Source organism: Natronorubrum tibetense GA33, from assembly GCF_000383975.1.
Lineage (GTDB): Archaea > Halobacteriota > Halobacteria > Halobacteriales > Natrialbaceae > Natronorubrum > Natronorubrum tibetense.
Genome location: NZ_KB913017.1, coordinates 258,855 through 282,163, shown reverse-complemented (window position 1 = coordinate 282,163; position 23,309 = coordinate 258,855). Strand labels below are relative to the sequence as shown.

Here is a 23,309-nt window from a genome sequence, read left to right as displayed (position 1 = left end):
AGAGCGTACATGGGAGCACTTTCGAATCTACGCGTGCTCGATCTGACCCAGGTCCTCGCCGGGCCGTACTGCACGATGTTACTCGCGGATATGGGCGCTGACGTGGTCAAAATCGAGCGTCCGGGCGGCGATATGATTCGCTCGAACCCCCCGTTCGTCGACGACCCCGAGGCGGAAGCCTACGGCGGCTACTTCCAGAGCGTCAACCGCGGCAAGAAGAGCATCGAACTGAACTTAGGCGACGACGAAGACCGCGCGGACTTCCTCTCGCTCGTCGAGGAAGTCGACATCGTCGTCGAGAACTACCGTGCAGGGACGATGGAGAAGTACGATCTGGGCTACGAGACGCTCACCGAATACAACGAGGATCTCATCTACTCCTCGATTCGGGGCTTTGGCGACCCGCGCACGGGAGCAACTGACCGACAGGGCCAGCCCTCCTTCGACCTCATCGCCCAGGCGCTGGGCGGCGTGATGGAAACAACGGGGCAGCCAGACGGGCCGCCGACGAAAACCGGTCCCGGCGTTGGCGACCTTTTTACCGCCACGCTGAACTGCATCGGCATTTTGGCTGCGGTCAACCACCGCGAACAGACCGGCGAAGGCCAGTACGTCGACACCGCGATGTACGACTCGATGCTCAGCTTCACCGAGCGCGCCGTCTACCAGCAGTCCTACACGGGCGAGGCACCCACCCGTCGGGGCAACTCCCACCCGACGCTATTCCCCTACAACGCCTTCGAGACCGACGACGGCTACGCCGTCATCGCCGCGTTCAACAACAACCACTGGGCACAGCTCTGTGAGATCATGGATCGCGAGGACCTGGCTGAGGAGTACCCAACGACGCCCAAACGCCTCCGGAATCGCGACTCGCTTCGCGAGGTGATCGCCGACTGGGCGCTCGAGCAGACCAACGACGAACTGGTGGGGCAACTCGAGGGCCGCGTGCCCGCTGCACCCGTCCAGACTACGAAGGAGATTTTCGAGGACGAGCACGTCCGGATTCGAGACATGCTCGTGCCCGTCGAACAGCCCGGTGCCGACCGCGACGTCGAGGTTGCGGGCAACCCGATCAAGATGAGCGAGACGATGCCACAGCCGCGTGGCCGTGCGCCGCTGCTGGACGAGCATCGCGAGGAGATTCTGGGCGAGAAAGAGGCGGAGACGGCTGCCGACGACTGACTCTCGTCTGGTGGCAAACGTGGTTATCGATCGCAGATACAGCTGTGGCCGATGGAGGAAAACTCGAGTACGTACGTGTGAACCGCCATCGCGAGTTCGAGTATCGCATCAGCCTGTTCAGCGGTCGCGGCTGCTTCCCAATAGTACACTGCAGCCCGGTTGGTTTTCGACAGGTCGAGCAATCAGTCGCCGAAAGATGGACTGAAGAGATTCATTTCGGCCACCCGTTCGTAGACCGCCGCGTGGTCGTGACGAAGGTCCGACCCGCTCGCGGCATTCCGGTGGATCAAATAGAACTGGATACTGCGCTCGATGGCGACGAACGATGTTTCGATAACTACAGTATAGTGTCCATTTCGCTCGCGAAGCGTCGTGGCAGTCTCGAGCAAACGACACGCCTTTCGAAGTTGGACGAGCGCTTCGTCCTCGACGTCGAGTCCGACCTCCGGAGACTGGCCGCGAGTATCCTCAAACATCGCCTCGGTGATCTCGAGTGCGTCTTCGACGTCACTCCCGTCCATCGGAGATCACCTCGGCTTTGAGCTCGATCAGTTCCTGTGTTTCGTACAGCGTGATCCCGTCAACGACGATTTCCCGCAGCTGATCCCGCTGACGACTCGCGGACTCGGTCGATTCGACCAGTACCTGGAAATCGTATCGGTCTCCATCGAATCGCTCGTCGTTCAGTTCCTGTACGAGCTCGTGTGCGTGCTTCTGGTTCGTCGCGCGGTTCGCTCCGACGAGCACGAAACAATCGATGTCGCTCTTCCGATCCGCCTCTCCACGGGCGACGCTTCCGAACAACAGGATTCCCGTGACGTTCTCGAGCCGATCCAGCAGTTCGGAGCGAAGTCGACGGACGGGGTCGTGGAATTCGACCTGCGGGATTCGGATGATCGGATCGGTAGGTGTCTCGAGTCGGCCCCGATCGATCTGAACGAGCTTCTTGCCGCCTTCGGTCCTGGTGGTCACGAGACCCAGCGCCTCGAGGTCGTCGACGGCGAGCGAAACGGATCGGTGCGGACGCTCGATGGCGCGACCGATGTCTCGAATTCCGAACGCCGCGTGGGGAGTGTCTGCGAGGAGCGAAAGCACTGGCCCGCACGCGGAGTGACGGAAGACGTCGTCCGGGACCGGAATCGAGACCCGGACCGAGGTGCCTGATTGGATACTCGTGCTATCCATGGATAACAATAGTATCCAGTTAGTGAAGTGACTTTTGGTTGTCGTCGTATTTTGATCATCCTCGTCTACCAAACGCTAACCGCGAGATCCTGGCCACGAAGAGCCTACAGAATTTCGCGTAACACGACTTCCAATTGCTGTTCGAGCTCCGATGCCTGAAGGATTGTCACCGGATTTTCGGACTGGTCCTCGAGCGATGCCGTCTCGTCCTCGAGATCCTGCGTGACCAGCAGTCCGTTCCACCCCGAGCCGAAGTACTCGTCCTCGTCAGGACCAAAGACGAACTCCTCGTTGACCCGGAGGAAGGCGAGGTACTCGAGTGTCTCCTTGATACCGCGCCGAATAGTGTCCACGTTGGTGCTGTTCTTGACCTCCGTGATCAGGTACTCGTGTTGAGAGTCGTCTTCGGAGACGACCTCGAGGACGATAACGTCCGGTCGACCCGTGTGGTTTCTGAACTCCCGATCGAAGTAGTCGCCGGCGATCGACTGGGCCTCGAGTTGCACCTTGTCCGTCCGTGAGTGGTTCTCCGCGCCCTCGTCCGGGACGGCGACGAACGATAGCTCGCGGTCGCCCGCGGAGTTGTCGTGGTAGAGGACGATCTCTTTCTCGTCCTCGAAGCGGGCCACCTCCTGTCGGCCCGTCGCGATAGTCTTGTACTGCGGTTGCGTCTCGCGCATTCGCTCGAGGGTCGCGACGAACCGGAAGAGGACGAACAGTTCGAACAGTGAGTCCTGATCGTCGGGTGCGATCGCCGTCTCTTCGAGGAGGTCGCGGATCGCGTCGGCGTCGCCGTCGAACAGTCGCTCTCGAGTTTTGAGCAGCGACGCAGCTTCTCGATAGACTGCGTGACGCGAGTCGGCGGCAGTCGTGAGCATTCGTTCGGTCGGCTCGTAGGCGTCCGGATCGCGAATCCGACGGATGTGGACGTTCCGCTCGACGATGCGCTGGAGTTCGTCGATCAGATCCGTGCTGCCCTTCCAGGTCTCGCGGACCCAATCGTACTCGCCGCGGAGATACTCTTCCGCCTCTCGGATCGTCGTGTGGATGATCGAAACCAGGCGCTTGAGGACGATGTTCTCCGGGATGTCGTAGTCCACCGTTCGATTATTACAGACGAAGATCGATCTGTCTCGAGGGTGCTCGGAATACCGCTTCTTGATCGTCTCGTTCCAGTCGATGCGGCCGTCGACTGCCCCGCGTCGCGTCCGCGAGGTCGTTCGCGTTTCGGTTCGGAGACTCCGCAAATGCGTCGAGAGGTCTCGAACGAAGTCGACCACGTCGGATTTGAGGATGAAGTGCAGATCGAAGAGGAGTTCGTACTCCTCGAACCGCTCGTCCAGTTGCTCGGGTTTGATCGACTGCGCCAGTTCCCGCTCGGGAAACGAGCCGTTCATCACGTGTGCGAGGATGTCTTCGGTCACTTGCTCGAGGAGATCGTCCCTGTTCATCCTACTCGCTCTCCGCCAGCGTCACGTGCAGCATTTCTCCGGCCGCTCGCTCGAGTAGCGCGTCGTCGATTTCCTCGACAGCAGCGATCTCGCGGACGATCTTCCGGCGTTTCGGGACGCCCTCGAGTTGCGGGAACACGTAGCTGACGACCGCCTGTGTGAGGTGGTACTCGAGTTCCGATTCGGGATGTTGGGTCACGTACCGGAGAAGGTCCTCGATGATCGCCGGGCCGATCGATCGCTCGTCGACGGCGTGGTTCGTCTTCCGCCAGACGCGACCGACGGCCATCGCTACGTCCCGATCGAGGTCCAGTTCCCACGCGTCCGCGTACTCGTGGACGAGTCGTTCCAACCGAAGTTCCGCGTTCCTGGTCTGTCCCTCAGGAAGTTCGGGTGCCGGAACCCGAACGAACGCGAACCGTCGCATGAACGCGTAGCTCATCTCGTATAGCGACGTCTTGTCGTAGGTGTTCATCGTCGCGAAGATTCGCCACGAATCGGGGACGAGATACTGATGATCGGCCGGACCGGCAGACCCCGAGTGGTCGGCTGTCGTCGTGAGTTCGACCTCACGTCCGTCTTTGGTGTAGGGAAGCTGGACGGACTGACCAGAGAGGAGCGTGAAGAGTTGTCCGAACGCCTTGTCGATATCGGCGCGGTTCAGTTCGTCGATGACGATCAACTCGTTCGACTGAGCACCCGTCCGAGAGTCTTTGAGACGGTTGAGCACGATGCCGGGCGTGAACGCGAGGTCGTCACCGTCACCTTCACTCGATTCGTTTGGCATGTAGCCGCCGACAGTATCGAACGTCGACCAGTCGGCCGTCGCCGTTGTCGTCTCGTATCCCGAGTAGAGGGACGGATAGTCGTCTGCGAGCGCCGCACAGATCCGCCCAGCGATCTCCGTCTTCCCCGTCCCTGGTGGCCCCGTCAGGAGAACGTGTTTGCCGGAGCGTAACGCGGTCTCGATCCCCTCGAGAATCCGTTCTCCCTGATCCTCCGGAAAGTAGAGCCCCTCGAGCGTGTCCACCGAAATCGTGCCCCGGTACGGTTTGTGAACGTTGACCGTCGAAACCTCAATCAACGCATCGGCCATCGCCGCGACGAGTGCGAGCGGCCGATCTCGATCGATGCCTCCGTCGTCGGTCCGAAACGTCGAGTGCATCGATTGGGTCGGGAACCCGGTTCCTGACGCCTCGACGCAAATCTCATCAGCCTGCGCAATCGGAAGGGAATCGCTCGTCAGTGCGGCGGCTTCGCGGTCGATCGTCTCAGTGAATTTCTCGGTGATCGAATTGGACGTATCAATCTCGTCGACCGGCCCCGTGAGAAAGAGTCGGTCGAACGACGCGACCAGCGACTGCATCTCACCGTGCTCGTGTTCGTCACGCCACCACGGTTCGTCCTTCTCGAACCGTTTACCGAGGATTCCAACGCCGATGATACCGCCCGCTTGAGAAGCGAGATCGTCGTCACCGGGTTCCGCTCGAGCGTGGAGTACGACAACGTCGCCATCCGAGAGTCCCGCCCAGCGGTCACGGTGTTCATCGTGGAACGAGACAGCTCTGTACTCGACGGTCGTGAGCCAGTAGTCAGCCGGCGCGGTGAACGCGTAGACGGTCGGTTCCGTCTCTCGAATGTGAGAGACAATTGGGTGGTCGACGTGCGTTGGTCGTGCAGCTGTTTCCGTCTCGTCTTCGACCGTGTACGTCTCGCGAAGAATGCTGTTCAGCCGAGGTTGACTCAACGGTGCGCCGACGTCACCGATCTCGGCCTGAAGAATCCGCACCCAACAGAGAAACAGCATCTTCGCCGGTGAGAACGAGAGGTGCGATCCGACGCCGAGATCCGCGGCGACCTCCTCGAGTTCGGGTTCGAGGAATTCGTAGATCTCCCGGAACTGGTCGAACGTTGCGGCGGTGCTCGCCGAGACGGTCCCGGACGGTTTGAATCCCTCGAGGGCCCTCGACCACTCCGCGACGAGCACGTCCCCGAGGCGACGCTCGAGCCACGCCGGGTCCCTCGAGGACGCTTCGAGTCTGGCCCGAACGTCGGTGATCGCGGCCTCGAGCGTCTGGTATTCGTCCGCTGGGTCGATTTGGTCGTCAGGGTCGCTCGATTCAACCGGGTATATTCTCTCGCCGCGGATTTCCTCGATGAAGTCCGGAATCGAGTCGTATTCCGAGAAGAACGTCGATCCACGCCGCTCGAAGTTGATACCGCTGAACGTGTCGTTCGGCCAGCCTTTGAACCCGAGCGTGTTCCAGAATGTCTCGCGATCAAGTCGGGCTTCGTAGATTGGTTCGAGGAACATCACGTGAGGGTACGCATCGTTCGGATCCTCTCCCCACCCGATCGTCTGCGTGAACGCAGTTGCCGTCTCCAAATCCAGAATCGTCGCATGAGCGACCCGAGCTAACAGCGTGTAGTCGCCTCCGTGGCGTCCGTCACGATCCGCAAACAGGAGGTAATCACCAGTGTCGGCTGGCGTTGATTCGGTGTTCCCCCATACCCGAAGCGACTCGTGGTCGACCGGAATCTCACAGAACTGGTCGAGTCGGTTCCGACGAACGCCGTCGATGACGGTCCGCTCGAAATTCGATCGAATCGGCTCGTCAGCCGACGCTTTCACTGGCACCTGATAGACGGTCGGATCAGGAGCGATAGAACCATCAGACGACCCGCGTTCCCCAGACGTCATTGCTTGCTTCGAGACAGTACCGTCGTATAAATCCTGTTGCACGAGCGACCGGTTAGGGGGAGAGACATACGAAGCCACGAACTGGTAGACGAGTGTTCTTTAGTCACAGGTCGTCCATTTCCATATCTCGATCGTCCGGTCGGAAAAGCAAGAATATCGGTCAGAGACCTCGTTCTTCACTCGAGGCGATTCCGTACTACTCGAACTCGAGCACCGGCGGAATCACCCGACAACCACACGGTGAGGCCGTCCCCTCGCTCGGTCCGATAACGGTGGTCGCGACGATTTCGGAGCCACAGCGCGGACACTCGGGGAACGACCCGGACCCGGTGTCGCCCTCCTCGAGATCGCTGTTCACCCCCACGGCGACCACCGGGTCGTGGACGCTGCTACTGGTCGATATCGGTACGGCTGCCGTTCGGGACGTTTATATCCCGACAGAATGTATGCAATCATGGCTTTGACCCTTGCGGGTTGGAAGCCACGTCTCGGGTGTCATCACCACCCGGGGCATTTCGATACCCCCTCGTGGAGTGTGGCTTCCGGTCTAATTGTTGACCTGTAGTGGCTTATATCTGCCGGAACTGTGGGGAAAATAGCGGATGAGCCACTCGAGGACGGATGTAGCGTCGACGTGCCCGGCTCGAATAGTGCGTCCGTTCCGGCCGTCGTCTCGGGGATAGAGAGTAACTCTTTTGCGGGGTCCCCGCACACATCGACGTATGGACTGGCCACACGATCCCGACGGTGAACAGGGGAGCGAGGGGATGCGCAAGTTCGACATGCGAATCATCGCGGACAAAGTCGACGAGGAGGAGGACTTCCCGATGAACCGGGACGAGTTCGTCGAGGAACACGGCGACGATCCGATCCGGATCAACTACCAGCGAGTCGTTCCGATGCGGGAGATCTTCGAGCACGTCGAACCCGAGGAGTTCGAGACAATCCTCGATATGCACAAAGCGGTCGGTGCGGCGATGCGTGCCGGCGACTTCTGGGACTACCACCCGAAGGGCGCGGACCCAGAGAAGAAACCGGCCTGATACAGTCTGCTGTACGTCGTTCCCAGTGGGACCGCGACCCGTCCTGCGATCCCACCGGTAACTCGGTACAGCAAACCGTATGAGTCGACTCGAGTCCCCCGATTCCCGTTTTTCGCCCCATCACGAATCTGGATTACGTATCACTTATACGATGGCGTTCGAAAGAATCCGTCACCGTGACTAATACGCAGGTGACGCTCGTTCAGATCGACAACTACGGGCCGTGGACCGTCACTCCCGAACCGCGACGGGAGGCCGACCTCCAGACCCTCCAGTCCCGGCTGTACGCCGACATCTCCCAGTTCGTCGGCAACCGAGACGGCTACACCTTCTTCACTCGCTTCGACAACATGGTCGCCGTCACGAACGGTCTCGACCTCGAGGACCACGCGCTCCTTCAGGAGTCCGTCGGCAACCGCTACCCCGTGACGCTCAGCCTCGGCGTCGCGACGGGCACCAGTCCCGTACAGGCGCTCGCGGACGCGACCGAACGAGTCCAGGAAGCCGGCAGCGCACAGGACAAGGATCGACGCGAGTGTCTCGAGGGCCGCGTCGTCGAGGACGGCCACCGGGCCGACGACGATATCCAGATCGCTCATTTCGACGTCGTCGATGCGACCGGCAACTACACCGACGAACTCAACGCCTTCGACACCTTCATCGAGATCGAGCAGGGCTACGCCGAACTCATGCGCCACATGCGTTACGCCCACGACAGCCTCTCGTTTTTCGTCGGCGGCGACAACATCATCGTCGTCTGTCCGGATCTCGGCGAAGCCGAGTACGAAGAGGCCATCCACCACGTCCAGGAGGCCGTCGATGTCGAACTCCAGGTCGGCGTCGGCCGCGGCAAGAGCGCCCACGATGCCGGCTTCGCCGCAAAACACGCCCTCGAGACCTGTCGTGCGGACGGAACCAGAGTCGAACTCGAGTGGTAACCGGCCCGAACTCCGCCGCTAGACCTCTTTTAGAACTCGGACGGTAGAAGCCCCAGTACGCCGAATCACGAATCTTCGAGGCGAATTTGCTTAAGTGTGGCGGGGGTAGCTTTTAGCCCGTCTGTGGTTATTGTTCACACATGGAATCGGAACTGTCGGTCAGGGATGTCCTGACGAACGATTACGTCGGTGTCAGCGAGTCGGACACCGTTCGCGGCGTCGTGGGACTCATGCGCGAGGAGCGCGCGAGTTGCGTCCTCGTCGTTCGCGGCGCGAACCCGGTCGGCATCGTCACCGAGTGGGACGTTCTCGGCGTCGTCGACGACGACCATGATCCGGACGAGACGACCGTCGGCGACGTGATGAGTTCGCCGGTCATCACGTTCGACCCGAACCGGTCGCTCACCGACGCCGCGGACGTGATGGCCCGCGAGAACATCCGTAACATCGTCGTCGAGGACGAGGATGGCGTCCTGGGACTGGTCACCCAGCGCGACGTCATCGCCGCTGCGGGTTCGTTCCAGGCGACGATGACGCCGGTGCGCACGGGCGACGCTGCACTCGAGCAAAACCAGGGATCCGTCCCCGAGGAACGCGCCCCGCAGTCGGCGGCCGCGGCGAGCGAGGAACTCGAAACGCGACTGGTCGCCAACGGCGGCGACGAGTACACGACACAGGGTGTCTGTGAGACCTGTGGATCGCTCGCGGACGCGCTGTGGGATTCGAACGGTCAGTTGGTCTGTGCGGACTGTCGGACTGTTTGAGTCGGCGTGGCTCCCGAACGGACTCCGTCGGCACCGATTTCGATCGGTTCGACGACCGTCCGCTACCAGCAAAACCCGCGGACACAGTTCCGTCCCGTGTAGACGGTCACCGTCAGCGATTTCTCCGATGGAAAGACCTTTCGGGTGCCGCGGTGGACTGGTCGATAATGACCGATACCCTCGACGATCTGGCCGTCGAAGGGACCACCGTCGGCGTCCGCGTCGATATCAACAGTCCTATCAGCGACGACGGTACCCTCGCCGACGACGCCCGACTGCGTGCCCACGTCGATACCCTCTCGGAACTGCTCGACCGCGGCGGCCGGGTCGCCGTCCTCGCCCACCAGGGACGGCCCGGCGGCGACGACTTCGTCTCCCTCGAGTCTCACGCTGACCGCCTCTCGGAACTGCTCGGCCAGCCCGTCGACTACGTGGACGTGACGTTCAGTAGCGCCGCTCGCGAGATCGTCGGCGACCTCACAAACGGCGACTGCGTCGTCCTCGAGAACACCCGCTTCTACAGCGAGGAGTACATGGAGTTCGAACCCGAACGCGCCGCACAGACCCACCTCGTGAAGGGGTTGGCCCCGGTGCTCGACGCCTACGTCAACGACGCCTTCGCCGCGGCCCACCGCTCGCAGCCCTCGCTGGTCGGCTTCCCGACCGTGTTACCCGGCTACGCGGGTCGCGTGATGGAGTCCGAACTCGACGTGCTGGGATCGATCGAGGAGACGCCCGAACCCCGCGTCTACGTCCTCGGCGGGGCGAAAGTCAACGACTCGATCGATGTCGCCTGGTCCGTCCTCGAGAAGGGGCTCGCGGATCACGTCCTCACCGCGGGCGTCGTCGGCAACGTCTTCCTCATCGCCGACGGCGTCGACCTCGGTGACGCCAGTTCGGACTTCATCTACGACCAGGGTTACTGGGACGAGATCGACCGCGCCGCGGACCTGCTCGACGCCTACGGCGAGCACGTCGCCCTCCCCCGAGACGTCGCCGTCGAACGCAACGGCGAGCGACACGAGATCGGCGTCAATGCGTTGCCGCCGAAAAACGACGAAGCCGCGATGGATATCGGGAGTTCGACGCTCGCCTACTACGAACGGATTCTCGAGGACGCGGGCACGGTGATCCTCAACGGTCCCGCCGGCGTCTTCGAGGAGGCGGCGTTCGAACAGGGAACCCGACAGCTCTACGAGGCGGCGACCGATGTCGAGACGAGCATCGTCGGCGGCGGCGACACCGCTTCGGCGCTCCGCCGACTCGGCGTCGAGGGCTTCTCCCACGTCAGCACCGGTGGCGGGGCCGCCCTGCGGATGCTCACTGCGGAACCGCTCCCCGCCGTCACGGCACTCGAGAATGGACCCACCCAACGACAGCCAGCCGACGATTGAACGCGCCGCCCAAGACGACGTCGAGTCGGTCGCGGACCTCTGGGTGCGACTCGCTCGCGATCAGCGCGGGTACGATTCCGCCGTCCTCGCCGACCCCAATCGCGAGATGATCCGGGACACCCTCGCGGCCCACCAGGTCAACGACGGCCTGCTCGTCGCCCGCGTCGGTGGCGCGATCGTCGGCTTCGCGTCGTTTACCCTCGAGCGCGGTTCGCTCGCCCTCGATACGACCCGCGGACTCCTCTCGAACATCTACGTCGATGCCGGCTACCAGAATCTCGGAATCGGGACGGCGCTGCTCGAGGCCGCCGAAGCCGAACTCGCCGAGCAAGGTGCCGAGACGGTTATCCTCGAGGTGATGGCGGCTAACGACGACGCACGACGGTTCTACGACCGACACGGCTACGACACGTACCGGGTCGCGATGGAGCGAGAACTCGACGACGACGACCGGTCCGAAAACGATACACATTCAAAGGAGGATCGCTAATCGCCAGTTGCGCCAGGGGAGCATGGGTGGTTCATGCACTCGACTTGTAATCGAGACTCCCGGGGTTCAAATCCCCGCCCTGGCTTGCTGACGCGAACACATTCGTGAGCGTCAGCAACGAGCGCGGGGGTTTGAATCAGACCGAGGTTCTGCGCCGTAGGCGCAGGTTCTCGGGCGTGGTTCAAATCCCCGCCCGACCGGAATCTTCGCTGCAAACTGAAAGGGCGGAGCGATCGAACATCCGTCGATCGTTCCGACAGCCGTCGATCGCCCAGACCGAAATCGAGCGCCGGAACAGGGACCACTGTCTCCGGCCGCCGATACCGACTTCTCGAGACACTCTCCTTACCGAAACCACAGCCTTAGCACGCTCCACGCGTAAGAACTGCCCAGATGGACGTCGTCGAGAAGTATCAGACGGTGTTCGTTCTCGTCGCCATCGTCGTCGGACTCGCGCTCGGTCAGGTCTCGGGCGTCCCCGCCGTCGCGGACCGCCTCATTCTGCCGTTTCTGATGGTCATGCTGTTCGCCGCGTTCGCCGGAATTCCGCTGTCACGGCTCCGTGACGCGTTCGGGAATCGACGCGTTGTCGGCTCGAGTCTGCTGATAAACTTCATCTGGAGTCCGCTGTTGGCCGTCGGACTCGGTGCCGTCTTCCTTCGGGACCACCCCGCGCTGTGGGTCGGGCTCATTATGCTCATGGTCACCCCGTGTACGGACTGGTATCTCGTCTTCACCGATATCGCCGACGGCGACGTTCCGCTGGCGACTTCCATCCTGCCGTACAACCTCGTCCTCCAACTCGTACTGCTACCGGTGTATCTGTACGCGTTCGCGGGAACGCTGGTCGAACTGCCGCTGGGCGTGTTGGTAGAGAGCGTGGTGCTCGTCCTCGTCGTCCCGCTCGTTCTCGGCGGGCTCGCTCGCTGGGGACTGATCCGAACGAAGGGGAGAGAATGGGTCGCACGGCGATTCCTCCCAAAACTGAGCCCGGTCCAGATCGTCTTTCTGAGCCTCGCGATCGGGGCGATGTTCGCCTCCCAGGGAGAGGTGATCCTCGAGAATCCCGAACTCCTCGCCCTCCTTGCCGTTCCCGTGATCGCCTTCTACGCGATCAACCTCGGCGTCGGCTTCGGGGTCGGTCGACTGCTATCGTTCTCCTATCGCGAGATGGTCTGTTTCAACAATACGATCCTCTCGCGGAACTCCCCGACGGCCCTCGCAATCGCGGTCGTCGCGTTTCCGAACGACCCCCTCATCCCGCTAGCGCTGGTCATCGGGCCGCTGTTAGAGCTGCCGTTACTGGGGATCATCGCACAGGTTCACCTCGCGATCAGAAACCGAGAGTGGTGGCCGCTCGATGTCGCTGCCCTGCGCGGCGGAAGCTGATGGGAGGTGGCGGCAAACGCGGCAGTTTCGAGTGCTACTCGACCGCACGTACAGCGATCGCTACTTGGTATGGTATCCGAAATGCCGGCCGACGAAGGCCGACGTTGGAACGAGTCGGTCGACGAGGGTCGATGTCTCATAGTCGAACCCCCTTCGTGGCAACGACTGGCGTTCTCCCCTCGTCACTACGATGAACGTCGGATCTATTGATAGCTCTGGTTCCCAATTATGTAGGTGGTGGCTACGCGAACACCGATACCGAACCCGACGGCGACGCGACACCACCTCCCACAACGAGCGGAACGGTCGCCGAGGCTGGCGCCGACTACGACTTCAATGCTGTCGCTGGGATCGATGCGCGGGAAATCCGCTCGACCGTTCGCGGCTGCGATCAGGTCGAGCAGTCGCCGTCCGGGGTGGAGTCGGACGCTTTCGTCTTCTTGTGATCGTCTCGAGACGTTCCACCGTCGGATCCGTACTCGTCGTGTCTGTCGTCTGGTTTCTCGGGATCAGCGCGATCCAAGTCGTGTTTGTCTCGAGGTCCTTTCGGTTCGTCTCGAGGTTTGTCCGGCTCTTTCACCGGTTCGTCGGGGTCGTCCGGATCAGCGGGATCGTCGGGTTCCGCTCTGGGATCGTCCGGATCTGTCGGATCGTCGTCCGGCTCCTCGAAATCGATATCGACGTCGTCGACCTCCCAGAGGAACTCGGACGCAAACGTCCCGTCGCCCGTGATTACCCACGGAACGACGACGCAGGTGTGACACAGACCGTCGTCGACGGTGAGCGTCGCCGTGTCGCTGGCACCCGATACCTCGCTTACACCGAGGATCGTGTCGGCCTGCGTGAGCCACCAGACGACCCGGTCCAGGTTGCCGTCCGGATCGGCAACGTCGATCTCGAGCGTTGTCGGCGACGGATCCTCGCGATCGACCTCGAGGATGCCCGCCTCCGGACGGGCGGCCTCGATAGCGGGATCCGAGAGGCCGCCCGGTGCGACGGTGACGGTCCAGGCCGCCCGATACTGCTCGCCGTCGACGTCGACGCCGGCGACGACTTCGGACGTGCCCTGGGCCTCGAACATCTCCTGCCAGTAGTGGGCGTCCTGTTCGAAGAAGTAGGTGCCCTGCCACGGATCGGCGAACGTGTCGCCGACTCGCTCGCCGTCGACCCACCACGTGGTCGTCTGGGACGCGTCGGGATCGACGGCTCCGACTTCGAAGTGAACCGTCGTTTCCGGCTCGACGGTCAGTTCGGGCGCAGGGAACTGGAGCGCCTCATCTAGTTCCTGGGCGGGGAGAAGCTGGACGGTTCGCTCGTCCGCATCGCCGTTTGCCTCGACCCGGACCGTCACCGAGTCCGCCGTCGCGACGGGCTCGGTCTGGTAGCTCGGGGCGGTCGGCTGGGTCGTCTCGCCGGGGCCGACCGTCAGCGTCACCGTCCCGAGTGACTCGCCGTCGACGGTGTACTCGATCGTCGGTCGGATCGGCTCGTCTGTCGGGTTCTCAACCTCGACGGTCCAGTCGAGCAATGCCCCACCCGTAACTGCCTCCGGAATTTCGACGATCCGAACGGATACGGGCCCGTTATCACCGCCGTCCGGTCCAGGAGCGGTGTCGTCCGGTTCGGCGTCGTCCGGGTTCGAATCGTTACTCGGCGTCCCGCCGTCCTGTGCACCGGCCGGTGTCGTAGCGACACTCGTAGCCGGGACGATACTTCCTACTGCAACCCCTTTCAATAGCGTTCGTCTGTTCACGTGTCTAACCTCCTACCGGTCGTCAACCCGGAATCACAGCAAAAAGGGGGAGTACCGTTGTGCGCACTAATCGGATATTTGGATCGTGTCGCTCCCAACGTATATTCGATGGATGACGTTACCCTGCTGTTGTCTCCGGTTAACAACGGTAGCGGCGTCGAAATCGGACGGGTCCGGGATCGGCGATCCGTTCGGACGAACCGATCGGTCGTCGGCCGAGACACTGTCGTCAGTCGAGAAGTGTACTCGGTTGGCTACTCGCGTCTCGCGACGCGTGCCTCTCCAGTCAACGCGTCGACGTGAACGTGGGCGGTTTCGCTGTCGGTCTCGAGCGAGACGATCCAGGACGCGCTGGTCCGATGTGGCTCCTCGAGTGAGGTGATGGCCTCGGCGTCGGCATCGGGCGATTCGGCCACGAGGGCCTCTCGGGCGATTCGGTCGGCCTCCTCGGCGTCCTCGATTCGAATGTCGTCCGTGAAGCGAACGGTCACGACCGGGACGTCGGCCATGCGGACGATCCGTTCGGTGACGCTACCGACCAGCACGCGGTCGAGGCCGGTGCGACCCTGCGTCCCCATTACGATCATGTCGATATCGTGTTCGTCGGCGTACGCGAGGATCTCCTCGTGGGGAACGCCCTGTTCGACCGCCGTCTCGACGTCGACGCCCGCTCGTTCGGCGTCGACCGCGACGCGTTCGACTGCCCGGTGGGCGGCGGGCGCGGCCGCATCGCTCTGCAGCGTCCCGAGCGGCCCTTCTGGAACGATCGACAGGGCGTGAATCGTCGCGTCGAACTGCGTCGCGATCGTCACCCCGTGGGTGATCGACTGTCGCGTTCCGTCGCTTCCGTCCGTCGGAATGAGCACGTCGTCGTACATCTGCGTAGCTTCTTCGAGAGTCGGACGTATATAGCCTCGAGTCCCGTCTCACTGGACATAGCTATTTGTCCATTGGAGGTGTGATTTGCATCGGACCATGGTGTCTGTTAACGAATTTCAATCAATGTACGAGAACATGGTGACGGCGCGTCACTACGAGGAGCGCCTGCAAGAGGAGTACCTCGAGGGCAAACAGCCGGCGTTCGACATCTCCGCCGGCCCCATTCCGGGTGAACTGCATCTGGCCGCGGGCCACGAGGCGTCCGGCGCGGGCGTCTGTCAACACTTACGGGACGACGATACGGTGACGGCACCCCACCGCCCTCACCACATCGCCATCGCGAAGGGCGTCGATCTGAAGCGGATGACCGCCGAGATATTCGGCCGCGAGACCGGTTTGAGTAAGGGGAAAGGCGGCCACATGCATCTCTTCGATCCCGACGTCAACTTCGCGTGTAGCGGGATCATCGCCGAGGGCTGTCCGCCCGCCGTCGGGGCCGGACTGGCCGCGAAGAAGCGAAACACCGACAGCGTCGCGGTCGCGTTCCTCGGCGAGGGTGCGATCGATCAGGGTGCATTTCTCGAGTCGCTCAACATGGCAAGCGTCCAGAACCTCCCTGTCGTCTTCGTCGTCGAGGACAACGACTGGGCCATCAGCATGCCGAAAGAGCGCATCACCGATGTCGCAAATGGGGCCGATCGCGCCGACGGATTCGGTCTGCCGGGCGCTCGCGTGGACGCCGACGACGCCGTCGCCGTCTACGAGGCGGCGAGGGAGGCCGTCGGCCGCGCTCGAGACAGGAACGGGCCGTCGCTGCTCGAGGTGCAGGTCCACCGACGCATGGGCCACTTCATGGGCGACCCACAGGAGTACCGCCCCGCCGAGGACGAGGAGGCCGCGATGGAACGGGATTCGATCGAGCGACTCGAGGCGGACCTCCGGGCCCACGGCATCGACGACGAGACGATCGACGACCTCCGCGACCGCGCTCACGAACGCGTCGAGGAGGCCATCGAGTGGGCGAAAGATCAACCAAAACCGGAGCCCGAAGCGGCCTACGACGACGTGTTCGTGAACCCGCCCTCGGGCGTGACCGATAGCGAGCCGTCCGTTGCGGAAACTGGGGGTGACGACTGATGGCACAACAGGAGCAAGAGCCGGCGAGCGGCGGACGAACTGACCGATCGTTGACCATGAGCCGAGCGATGGTCGAGGCCATCGCCCACGAGATGCGCGAGGACGACGACGTCTTCTACATGGGCGAAGATGTCGCGGACTACGGCGGTATCTTCGACAGTACGCAGGGATTGCTCGAGGAGTTCGGCTACGACCGGATCATGGACGTCCCCATCAGCGAGACGGCCTACATCGGGGCGGCCGTAGGCGCGGCACAGGCCGGAATGCGCCCGATTGCCGAACTCATGTTCGTCGACTTCTTCGGCGTCGGCATGGACCAGATCTACAACCAGATGGCGAAGAACACCTACATGAGCGGCGGCTCCGTGAGCGTTCCGATGGTGCTTACGGCCGCGGTCGGTGGGACGTATAACGACGCCTCCCAGCACTCCCAGACCCTCTACGGGACCTTCGCACATCTGCCGGGGATGAAGGTCGTCGTACCCTCGACCGCCTACGACGCGAAGGGGCTGATGCACAACGCCATCCGCAACGACGACCCGGTCGTCTACCTGTTCCACAAGCGGCTGATGGGCATCGGCTGGATGCCGGCTCCGGACGGCCCGAAGACCGGCGTTCCCGAAGACGAGTACACGATCCCGTTCGGCAGCGCCGACGTCAAGCGCGAGGGGGCGGACGTGACCGTCGTCACGCTCGGTCTTCACGTCCACCGGGCGCTCTCCGCCGCAGAGTCCCTCGCCGACGACGGAATCGACGTCGAGGTGATCGACCTCCGGACGCTCGTCCCGCTCGACACCGAGACGATCGCCGACTCCGTCGCGAAGACCGGCCGGCTGGTCGTCGTCGACGAGGACTACCGCTCGTTCGGCGTCACCGGTGAGATCGTCGCGAGCGTGGTCGAGGCCGAGGACGGACTCGCCGATCTGGAAGCCGTCGAGCGGGTCGCCGTGCCGGACGTCCCGATTCCGTACGCGCGGCCGATGGAGAACGAGGTCATCCCGGACGCGGAGGATATCACGAACGCCATCCGCGACGCTCACGCCAGCGAATGAGCCCGGACGACGACCGCGTCGCCGTCGACACGGGCGACGTCTGGCCCGAGGATACGGACGAGGACGAAGGTGTCGTCGTCAACTGGTTCCTGCGCGAGGGGAGCCGCGTCAACGCCGGCGAGGACCTCTGTGAGTTCCAGGTCGAGAAGGTGAGCGTCGACGTTCCGGCACCGGTGTCCGGGACGCTCGAGGAGATCGTCCTCGAGGAGAACGACGAGTTCGAACGGGGAGCCGTCCTCGCCTGGATTCGCCCGGACTGATCGCCCCCGACTGTCCCACCGACACATCGTATGCCACCGACCGATACGGAGTCCGACCGGAACGACGACGAGTCGCCGGCGGACGCAGACGAGACGGGACGTACCGTCCGCGAGGAACACTCGCTCTCTCGAATGCGAGCGACCATCGCGAACCGACTGCAGGAGAGCTATCGGAGCGCGGTTCACGTGACCGCGAACCGGGACGTTGACGCGGAGGAACTGCTGCGGGCGACGGAGATCGCGGACGATCGCCTCGAGGCGGACGTCTCCGTCGTCGACCTCCTGTTGTGTGCGGTCTCGGCGACGCTCGCCGACCATCCGGCGTTCAACGCGACGTTCGAGGACGAGACGCATCGGCTGTACGAGGAGCACAACGTCGGCGTCGCCGTCGACCTCGACGCGGGCCTCGTCGCGCCCGTACTCCGCGATATCGGGTCGAAGTCCCTCGGCGAGGTGGCGACGGAACGGCGACGACTGACGGACGCGGTGCAGTCGGGGGAGTATACTATGAGCGATCTTCGCGGCGGCACGTTTACCGTCACGAACCTTGGCGCGCTCGGTGTCGATTCGTTCACGCCGATCATCAACCCGCCGGAGATCGCGATTCTCGGCGTCAATCGCATCCGAGAACGGCCACAACGGGGCGACGACGGGATCGAGTTCCGCAAGCGGATCGGTTTCGATCTCAGCTTCGACCACCGAATCGTCGACGGAGCCGATGCGGCCCGATTCCTCGGATCGCTCGCGGAGTATACGGAGACTGCCGAGCGATTCGTTCCCGACCCGTAGCTCGCCTCGTTGGCGCGATCGATCCGTCGCTCTCGAGAGTTCAGGGCTCCGACCTCGATCGCGTCGCTCCGCTCGAGGACCATCCGACCGTCGAGTATCGGTTCAGTCCCTCGGTTCGTGCTAACGGACACGAAGGCGGATTGCAACGTGCGTTTTCTCCCGCGGCCGGACCGACACTGAATCGGGGACCATTGCGCGAGAGAATCGTGTCGATCGCTCGAACGTTCGGTTTCCATAGGAAGGGGCAGCCGTCCCCTTGTTTAACAATCTTTTTTACGGTACACGGAAACGTACTGCACGGAGCATGACAAATCTTGTCACTAATCTCGCGGCAGCCGTCGAGGAATACGGCGATAACACCGCAATCGGCTATCAGGGGTCTGAAACGAACTACGAGGAGTTCTGGGGGCAAACCGGCGCCTTCGCGACCGCACTCGAGAGTCGCGGCGTCGGGGCCGACGATCGCGTTGCGATCTATCTGCCGAACGTGCCGCCGTTTCTGATCGCCTTCCACGGGACGCTTCGAGCCGGCGGGGCCGTCGTCCCGATGAACCCGCAGTACAAAGCCCGAGAGATCGGCCACCTGCTCTCCGACAGCGAGGCCAAAGTGGTCGTCGCGCTGGCCGATCTCGTCCCGTTCGTCAAAGAGGTCCAGGACGAGACGAGCGTCGAACACGTGGTCAGCGTCGGCGGCGACGCCGACGGCGCGACGGAACTGACGGAGTTCCTCGAGCCGGGCGATCCCGACATCGTCGACCGAGACGACGACGACGTCGCGGTCCAGCCCTACACGTCGGGGACGACGGGCCAGCCCAAGGGTGTCCAGCTTACCCACGACAATCTCGCATCGAACGCGAACGCCGCCTCGGAGCTGATCCCCGACGGAATCCGTGAGGACGACAAACAGCTCGGCGTTCTCCCGCTGTTCCACATCTACGGGATGACCGTCGTGATGAACTCGACGCTGTTCAACGGCGGCGCGTTCTACCCGCTGCCATCGTGGGACGCACAGGAGGCTGTCTCGCTCATCGAAGAGGAGGAACTGACGCTGATGCACGGCGTCCCCGCGATGTACAACGACGTCATCAACCAGCCAAACGCCGAAGAGTTCGACTTCTCTTCGGTGCGGCTCTGCGGCGTCGGTGGCTCCGGGATTCCGGTCGAAGTCCTGCGCAAGTTCGAAGAGCTGTACGAGCCGAAGGTCTACGAGGGCTACGGCCTGACCGAGACGAGCCCGATCACCCACTTCAACAGCCCGGTCGAAGGGCGACGCGTCGGAAGCGCGGGCAAAACGGTCCCCGGCGTCGACTCGAAGGTTGTCGACGACGAGTTCGAGGAAGTCGCGCCGGTCGACGAGGGACCGGTCGACGAGGAGACCACGGATCTCCGCGAGATCACCGGCGAAATCGTCGTCGCCGGACGGAACGTGATGAAAGGCTACTACGGCCTGCCGGAGGCCAACGAGGAGGCCTTTACCGAGGAGGGCGGCCGACGCTGGTTCCACACCGGCGACATCGGCTACCACGACGAGGACGGCTTCTACTACGTCGTCGACCGCGAGAAGCACATGATCGTCACCGGCGGCTACAACGTCTACCCGCGCGAGGTCGAAGAGTTACTCTTCGAGCATGAGGCCGTCGCCGACGCCGCCGTCGCCGGAATTCCCGACGAACGCCGCGGCGAGACGATCAAGGCGTTCATCGTCCCCACGCCTGACGCAGACGTGACCGCAGACGAGATCAGGGAGTACTGCCTGACCAACCTCGCGGAGTACAAACACCCCCGGGAGGTCGAGTTCGTCGAGGAACTGCCGCGGACCACGACCGGGAAGGTCCAGAAGTTCAAACTCCGCGGGGAGGAGGCCGAATAATGGCGCTCGGCGATGCAGTTCTCCTCGAGATCGAGGACGACGGCCCGGCGACGATCACGCTCAATCAGCCGGATCGGCGCAACGCCTTCTCCACTGAGATCCACGAGGGGTTCGTCGCGGCCTTAGAAGAGATCGAGGGCAGCGACGCCCGCTGTGTGGTCATCGAGGGCGCAGGCGGTGCGTTCTCCGCGGGCGGCGACGTGAAGCGAATGACGGGTGCACTCGAGAAAGATCTCCCGGCCGACGACCGGGCGCGGAGCTTAGAGCAGCGGACGAAAGAGATGATGACGACGCTCGTCGAGTTCCCGATCCCGACGATCGCGGCGATCGACGGCCCCGCAGTCGGCGCGGGCGCGAACCTCGCGATCGGCTGTGACGTTCAACTGGCGAGCGATCGATCCGCCTTCGGCTTCGTCTTCCGGCAGGTCGGCCTGAGCGTCGACGCCGGAACCTCCTACCTCCTCCCGCGGATCGTCGGCGAGAACGTCGCCAAGGAACTCGTCCTGACGGGCGACATCTTCGGCGCAGATCGCGCGAAGGAGCTTGGACTGGTCAACCACGTCTACGGTGCCGACGAGTTCGACGAGAAGGTCGACGAATTCGTCGAGAAGATCGTCTCCGGCCCGCCGATCGCGCTGCGCCACGCCAACCGGCTGGTCGGCGAAGGGCTCGAGAAGTCCCTCGGACAGGCTCTGACCGACGAGGCGATCGCGCAGGGAATCGTCTTCGACACGGAGGACCACGCGGAGGGCGTCAACGCGTTCCTCGAGGATCGGGATCCGAAGTTCGAAGGCCGGTAGCGGTATTATAATCCGCTGTAGGGATTTCCGATCTCGCTCGCTCGAGAGCACAAAGCGAAGGCGACGCTTCAGGACGAGTTCGAAGAGACCGTCAAGAAGGCCGATATCCGGGAGGTTGCACTTCTTGTTGCCCTCAAGCAGATTGACGACGGCACGGACCAGCTCTGGGGATGGGGTTACGACCTCGAATAGCGGTCAGTTCGAGAATCGTATCCATCTCTTAGCAAACTCTCACCATTAGAATCTATACAAAACACTTAATTCCAATCAAGAGAAAGCGGAAAACGTAACCAATCATCCTGCAGGTGAGGGCTTCTTCACCCGCGACCTCAATTTCTCCGTCGGCGTCACCGACGATCACATTGGCCGCGTTACGGCGCGCGCCACCGTACGCAGATCAAGCGACTCGAGCAAAAGCGATGCAACCAGCGAGCTAGAACGGAACCACGGGAATCGGCCCGGTACCGACGATCACCCACGTCACGAGCAGTCCCGTCAGCAGCCCGCTCGGTAGCGGCGAGCCAGTGAGCCGATTCACGGCGACCGCGACGACCGTGGCCGCAGCCAGCACGCCGGTCGCGCTGATCGTCGTGATCGCCAGCGGCCCGAGATCCGGCACCGGCATCCCGTAGCCAAGGAACAGCGGGATGTACTGGACCGCGAGGAAGACGAGCAGTCCACCGCAGGTCAGGGCGAGGCCGGTGCCGAGCGCTCGAGGCAGCGACCCGTTCGAGCCGAGGGCACGATGCAGCCCGCTCGCGAGGCCGACGGCAGCGACGGTAACGGGAACGACGTAGACGACGGCCGAGAACCACCGCAGTCCGGGTAGCGTGGCGAACCCGACGACCCAGGCGTTGAACGCGCCGCCGGGGACGAGGTTCGCGAGCGTCACGAGGACGTAAAGTGCGAGCGCGCCGGCGACCGCACTGGCGAGCGCACGGCCGGCGACGTCCGCGTTCGGGACAAGACCCTCGAGCGAGGCCCGATCGACGCCGCCGTGTCGCCAGCGGACGAGGCCGGCGGCGAGCGCGACGGTGCCGAGCGCCCAGACGACGTAGCCGTGCGTGAGATCCTGGTGCGTGAGCCGCGTCACCGGGACGACAACTGTGCCGATGGCGTACAGGGGATAGATCGTCAGCGCCGGGAGTACCGAGAGTCCGAGGAGCATCGGTCTCGAGAGTCCAGTGTCGGTCCCGGGCGTCGTCGACGACACAACCGCGGGCCCGTCGAGTCGACGCCGCGCGAGTGCCGTCGTTCCGATGGCCACGACGAACCCACCAGCCAGCGCGATCGCGTGGCCGATCGACGCCCAGTACCACGACTGGCCGCCCGCCGAGACGGTCTCGTACTGGTCCGGTTCGCCGATCGTCAGTTCGATCCACTCGAGTGTCTCCGCGACCGCCGTCGTCGAGCGGTGCATGCCGGTGTGGATCGTCGGCGGCGCGGTGTACGTTCGTGCGGTGCCATCTTCGACGTTCCCGTAGACCGAACCCGGCTCGACCGGCGGCTCGGTGCCGAACGCGCTCGCCAGCTTCTCGCCCTCGTTGATATCGCCCGGAACCGTCTCGTTCCACATCGCCGGGCTGAACTCGTCGTACGGCGAGAAGACGACCGCCATATTTCGAGGGAATGTCTCGTTGGCCGCGGGCACGTCATCGAACTCGCCACCATCGCCCCACGTCGAGCCGATCAGGACGATCGACTCGTAGCCGTCGGGGTGTTCCTCGGCGGCCGCCAGCGAGGCGAAGCCGCCCATCGAGTGGCCCGCCATCGCGATACGGTCCTCGTCGACGGTCTCGAGCGAACGGGTGTACTCGAGCGTCGCCGGACCGCCCCAGCCGTCCTCGAACGCCGGCGGATCGGAGTGGCCGTGGCCGGGCTGGTCGACGGTGACGGCGACGTACCCCCGATCCGCGAGTTCGGTGGCGAACGACGACATCGTCCCGCGCTCGCCGGTGTAACCGTGGATCAGCGTGACCGCGGGTGCGGGATCGTCAGCGCTCACACCCTCGGGTTCGTACACCGTCGCCGAGAGCTCGAGACCGGAGTCGGTCTCGATCGTCGTCTCCTGGATGTCGACATCGCCACCACCGGTGGTCGTCCAGGTTGCCAGGACCGTGCCGCCGCCGACGAGTACGAGGCCGACGGCGATCGCCACGAGCAGCCGCCGGCTATCGGTTCTCCCCGGATTCTGTGCTGTGGGCTCCCCCATCAACTGTGTGACTTGAT

Annotated in this window: 21 protein-coding genes and 1 tRNA gene; 14 read left to right on the top strand and 8 right to left on the bottom strand. The window is 63.3% G+C overall.

The genetic code is table 11. The annotated features are described in order from the left end of the window. The first annotated feature begins 9 nt into the window (after positions 1 to 9). A complete protein-coding gene (gene mct / locus NATTI_RS0101480) occupies positions 10 to 1,185 on the top strand; it encodes a succinyl-CoA:mesaconate CoA-transferase (RefSeq protein WP_027119025.1) in 1,176 nt (391 codons plus the stop codon). Positions 1,186 to 1,367: 182 nt separating this feature from the next. Here mct and NATTI_RS0101470 read toward each other — a convergent pair whose 3' ends face one another. From NATTI_RS0101470 to NATTI_RS26365, 5 genes are all read right to left on the bottom strand, one after another. Further along, positions 1,368 to 1,706: a hypothetical protein gene (locus NATTI_RS0101470; RefSeq protein WP_006091719.1), complete on the bottom strand. Its 339-nt coding sequence runs from the start codon at positions 1,704 to 1,706 to the stop codon at positions 1,368 to 1,370. Further along, the gene (locus tag NATTI_RS0101465; RefSeq protein WP_006091717.1) at positions 1,693 to 2,370 is read right to left on the bottom strand and encodes a nucleotidyltransferase domain-containing protein; all 678 of its coding nucleotides are present in this window, start codon (positions 2,368 to 2,370) and stop codon (positions 1,693 to 1,695) included. Before NATTI_RS0101465 ends, NATTI_RS0101470 begins: the two co-directional genes overlap by 14 nt. A gap of 104 nt (positions 2,371 to 2,474) precedes the next feature. Continuing rightward, positions 2,475 to 3,821 carry a hypothetical protein gene (locus tag NATTI_RS0101460; RefSeq protein ID WP_006091715.1) on the bottom strand — a complete coding sequence of 449 codons (1,347 nt, stop codon included), beginning with the start codon at positions 3,819 to 3,821 and terminating at the stop codon, positions 2,475 to 2,477. Between the two features lies 1 nt (position 3,822). Next, a complete protein-coding gene (locus tag NATTI_RS0101455) occupies positions 3,823 to 6,522 on the bottom strand; it encodes an AAA family ATPase (protein ID WP_241434382.1) in 2,700 nt (899 codons plus the stop codon). A 196-nt stretch (positions 6,523 to 6,718) separates the two neighbouring features. Beyond that, positions 6,719 to 6,886, bottom strand: coding sequence for a hypothetical protein (locus NATTI_RS26365; protein ID WP_162531101.1), 168 nt, complete (start codon positions 6,884 to 6,886; stop codon positions 6,719 to 6,721). A 358-nt stretch (positions 6,887 to 7,244) separates the two neighbouring features. On the opposite strand from NATTI_RS26365, the gene NATTI_RS0101445 reads away from it, so the two are divergent. The 7 genes from NATTI_RS0101445 (at position 7,245) to NATTI_RS0101415 (ending at position 12,540) form a co-directional block, all read left to right on the top strand. Next, the gene (locus tag NATTI_RS0101445) at positions 7,245 to 7,565 is read left to right on the top strand and encodes a DUF5785 family protein (RefSeq protein WP_006091710.1); all 321 of its coding nucleotides are present in this window, start codon (positions 7,245 to 7,247) and stop codon (positions 7,563 to 7,565) included. A gap of 176 nt (positions 7,566 to 7,741) precedes the next feature. Then, positions 7,742 to 8,503, top strand: a complete 762-nt coding sequence (locus tag NATTI_RS0101440; RefSeq protein WP_006091708.1) for a GTP cyclohydrolase III — start codon at positions 7,742 to 7,744, stop codon at positions 8,501 to 8,503. A 140-nt stretch (positions 8,504 to 8,643) separates the two neighbouring features. Then, on the top strand, positions 8,644 to 9,267 hold the full coding sequence (locus tag NATTI_RS0101435) for a CBS domain-containing protein (protein ID WP_006091707.1): 624 nt from the start codon (positions 8,644 to 8,646) through the stop codon (positions 9,265 to 9,267). A 167-nt stretch (positions 9,268 to 9,434) separates the two neighbouring features. Next, positions 9,435 to 10,661 carry a phosphoglycerate kinase gene (locus NATTI_RS0101430; RefSeq protein ID WP_006091705.1) on the top strand — a complete coding sequence of 409 codons (1,227 nt, stop codon included), beginning with the start codon at positions 9,435 to 9,437 and terminating at the stop codon, positions 10,659 to 10,661. Next, positions 10,627 to 11,151: a GNAT family N-acetyltransferase gene (locus NATTI_RS0101425; protein WP_006091703.1), complete on the top strand. Its 525-nt coding sequence runs from the start codon at positions 10,627 to 10,629 to the stop codon at positions 11,149 to 11,151. The genes NATTI_RS0101430 and NATTI_RS0101425 overlap by 35 nt, the downstream gene beginning before the upstream one ends. An 11-nt stretch (positions 11,152 to 11,162) precedes the next feature. Next, positions 11,163 to 11,236, top strand: a tRNA-Thr gene (locus NATTI_RS0101420). A gap of 308 nt (positions 11,237 to 11,544) precedes the next feature. Next, positions 11,545 to 12,540 carry an arsenic resistance protein gene (locus tag NATTI_RS0101415; RefSeq protein ID WP_006091701.1) on the top strand — a complete coding sequence of 332 codons (996 nt, stop codon included), beginning with the start codon at positions 11,545 to 11,547 and terminating at the stop codon, positions 12,538 to 12,540. Between the two features lie 391 nt (positions 12,541 to 12,931). Here the strand turns inward: NATTI_RS0101415 and NATTI_RS0101410 are convergent, their stop codons facing one another. Together NATTI_RS0101410 and NATTI_RS0101405 are read right to left on the bottom strand one after the other, a co-directional pair. Continuing rightward, the gene (locus NATTI_RS0101410) at positions 12,932 to 14,293 is read right to left on the bottom strand and encodes a hypothetical protein (protein WP_241434381.1); all 1,362 of its coding nucleotides are present in this window, start codon (positions 14,291 to 14,293) and stop codon (positions 12,932 to 12,934) included. Between the two features lie 254 nt (positions 14,294 to 14,547). Then, on the bottom strand, positions 14,548 to 15,171 hold the full coding sequence (locus NATTI_RS0101405) for a universal stress protein (protein ID WP_006091698.1): 624 nt from the start codon (positions 15,169 to 15,171) through the stop codon (positions 14,548 to 14,550). Positions 15,172 to 15,295: 124 nt separating this feature from the next. Here NATTI_RS0101405 and NATTI_RS0101400 point away from each other — a divergent pair, with 124 nt between their 5' ends. From NATTI_RS0101400 to NATTI_RS0101375, 6 genes are all read left to right on the top strand, one after another. Then, entirely contained in the window at positions 15,296 to 16,309 is a 1,014-nt protein-coding gene (locus NATTI_RS0101400; protein ID WP_006091696.1) for a thiamine pyrophosphate-dependent dehydrogenase E1 component subunit alpha, read from the top strand. Beyond that, positions 16,309 to 17,361: an alpha-ketoacid dehydrogenase subunit beta gene (locus NATTI_RS0101395; protein WP_006091695.1), complete on the top strand. Its 1,053-nt coding sequence runs from the start codon at positions 16,309 to 16,311 to the stop codon at positions 17,359 to 17,361. The genes NATTI_RS0101400 and NATTI_RS0101395 overlap by 1 nt, the downstream gene beginning before the upstream one ends. Next, positions 17,358 to 17,621 carry a lipoyl domain-containing protein gene (locus NATTI_RS0101390; RefSeq protein WP_006091694.1) on the top strand — a complete coding sequence of 88 codons (264 nt, stop codon included), beginning with the start codon at positions 17,358 to 17,360 and terminating at the stop codon, positions 17,619 to 17,621. The genes NATTI_RS0101395 and NATTI_RS0101390 overlap by 4 nt, the downstream gene beginning before the upstream one ends. 30 nt (positions 17,622 to 17,651) lie before the next feature. After that, positions 17,652 to 18,410, top strand: coding sequence for a 2-oxo acid dehydrogenase subunit E2 (locus tag NATTI_RS0101385; RefSeq protein WP_006091692.1), 759 nt, complete (start codon positions 17,652 to 17,654; stop codon positions 18,408 to 18,410). Positions 18,411 to 18,714: 304 nt separating this feature from the next. Further along, complete coding sequence (locus tag NATTI_RS0101380; RefSeq protein ID WP_006091690.1) at positions 18,715 to 20,280, top strand: long-chain-fatty-acid--CoA ligase; 1,566 nt, start codon at positions 18,715 to 18,717, stop codon at positions 20,278 to 20,280. Continuing rightward, positions 20,280 to 21,080, top strand: coding sequence for an enoyl-CoA hydratase/isomerase family protein (locus tag NATTI_RS0101375; RefSeq protein ID WP_006091688.1), 801 nt, complete (start codon positions 20,280 to 20,282; stop codon positions 21,078 to 21,080). Before NATTI_RS0101380 ends, NATTI_RS0101375 begins: the two co-directional genes overlap by 1 nt. A 433-nt stretch (positions 21,081 to 21,513) precedes the next feature. On the opposite strand, the gene NATTI_RS0101370 is transcribed toward NATTI_RS0101375, so the two are convergent. Next, complete coding sequence (locus NATTI_RS0101370; protein ID WP_019991544.1) at positions 21,514 to 23,292, bottom strand: alpha/beta hydrolase family protein; 1,779 nt, start codon at positions 23,290 to 23,292, stop codon at positions 21,514 to 21,516. Between the last annotated feature and the right edge of the window lie 17 nt (positions 23,293 to 23,309).

Coding starts and splice junctions, on each gene's coding strand:
- NATTI_RS0101380 (WP_006091690.1), top strand. CDS start 18,715: ATGACAAATCTTGTCACTAATCTCGCGGCAGCCGTCGAGGAATACGGC.
- NATTI_RS0101400 (WP_006091696.1), top strand. CDS start 15,296: ATGTACGAGAACATGGTGACGGCGCGTCACTACGAGGAGCGCCTGCAA.
- NATTI_RS0101390 (WP_006091694.1), top strand. CDS start 17,358: ATGAGCCCGGACGACGACCGCGTCGCCGTCGACACGGGCGACGTCTGG.
- NATTI_RS0101430 (WP_006091705.1), top strand. CDS start 9,435: ATGACCGATACCCTCGACGATCTGGCCGTCGAAGGGACCACCGTCGGC.
- NATTI_RS0101435 (WP_006091707.1), top strand. CDS start 8,644: ATGGAATCGGAACTGTCGGTCAGGGATGTCCTGACGAACGATTACGTC.
- NATTI_RS0101465 (WP_006091717.1), bottom strand. CDS start 2,370: ATGGATAGCACGAGTATCCAATCAGGCACCTCGGTCCGGGTCTCGATT.
- mct (WP_027119025.1), top strand. CDS start 10: ATGGGAGCACTTTCGAATCTACGCGTGCTCGATCTGACCCAGGTCCTC.
- NATTI_RS0101460 (WP_006091715.1), bottom strand. CDS start 3,821: ATGAACAGGGACGATCTCCTCGAGCAAGTGACCGAAGACATCCTCGCA.
- NATTI_RS0101405 (WP_006091698.1), bottom strand. CDS start 15,171: ATGTACGACGACGTGCTCATTCCGACGGACGGAAGCGACGGAACGCGA.
- NATTI_RS0101375 (WP_006091688.1), top strand. CDS start 20,280: ATGGCGCTCGGCGATGCAGTTCTCCTCGAGATCGAGGACGACGGCCCG.
- NATTI_RS0101425 (WP_006091703.1), top strand. CDS start 10,627: ATGGACCCACCCAACGACAGCCAGCCGACGATTGAACGCGCCGCCCAA.
- NATTI_RS0101370 (WP_019991544.1), bottom strand. CDS start 23,292: ATGGGGGAGCCCACAGCACAGAATCCGGGGAGAACCGATAGCCGGCGG.
- NATTI_RS0101470 (WP_006091719.1), bottom strand. CDS start 1,706: ATGGACGGGAGTGACGTCGAAGACGCACTCGAGATCACCGAGGCGATG.
- NATTI_RS0101445 (WP_006091710.1), top strand. CDS start 7,245: ATGGACTGGCCACACGATCCCGACGGTGAACAGGGGAGCGAGGGGATG.
- NATTI_RS0101395 (WP_006091695.1), top strand. CDS start 16,309: ATGGCACAACAGGAGCAAGAGCCGGCGAGCGGCGGACGAACTGACCGA.
- NATTI_RS0101455 (WP_241434382.1), bottom strand. CDS start 6,522: ATGACGTCTGGGGAACGCGGGTCGTCTGATGGTTCTATCGCTCCTGAT.
- NATTI_RS0101415 (WP_006091701.1), top strand. CDS start 11,545: ATGGACGTCGTCGAGAAGTATCAGACGGTGTTCGTTCTCGTCGCCATC.
- NATTI_RS0101385 (WP_006091692.1), top strand. CDS start 17,652: ATGCCACCGACCGATACGGAGTCCGACCGGAACGACGACGAGTCGCCG.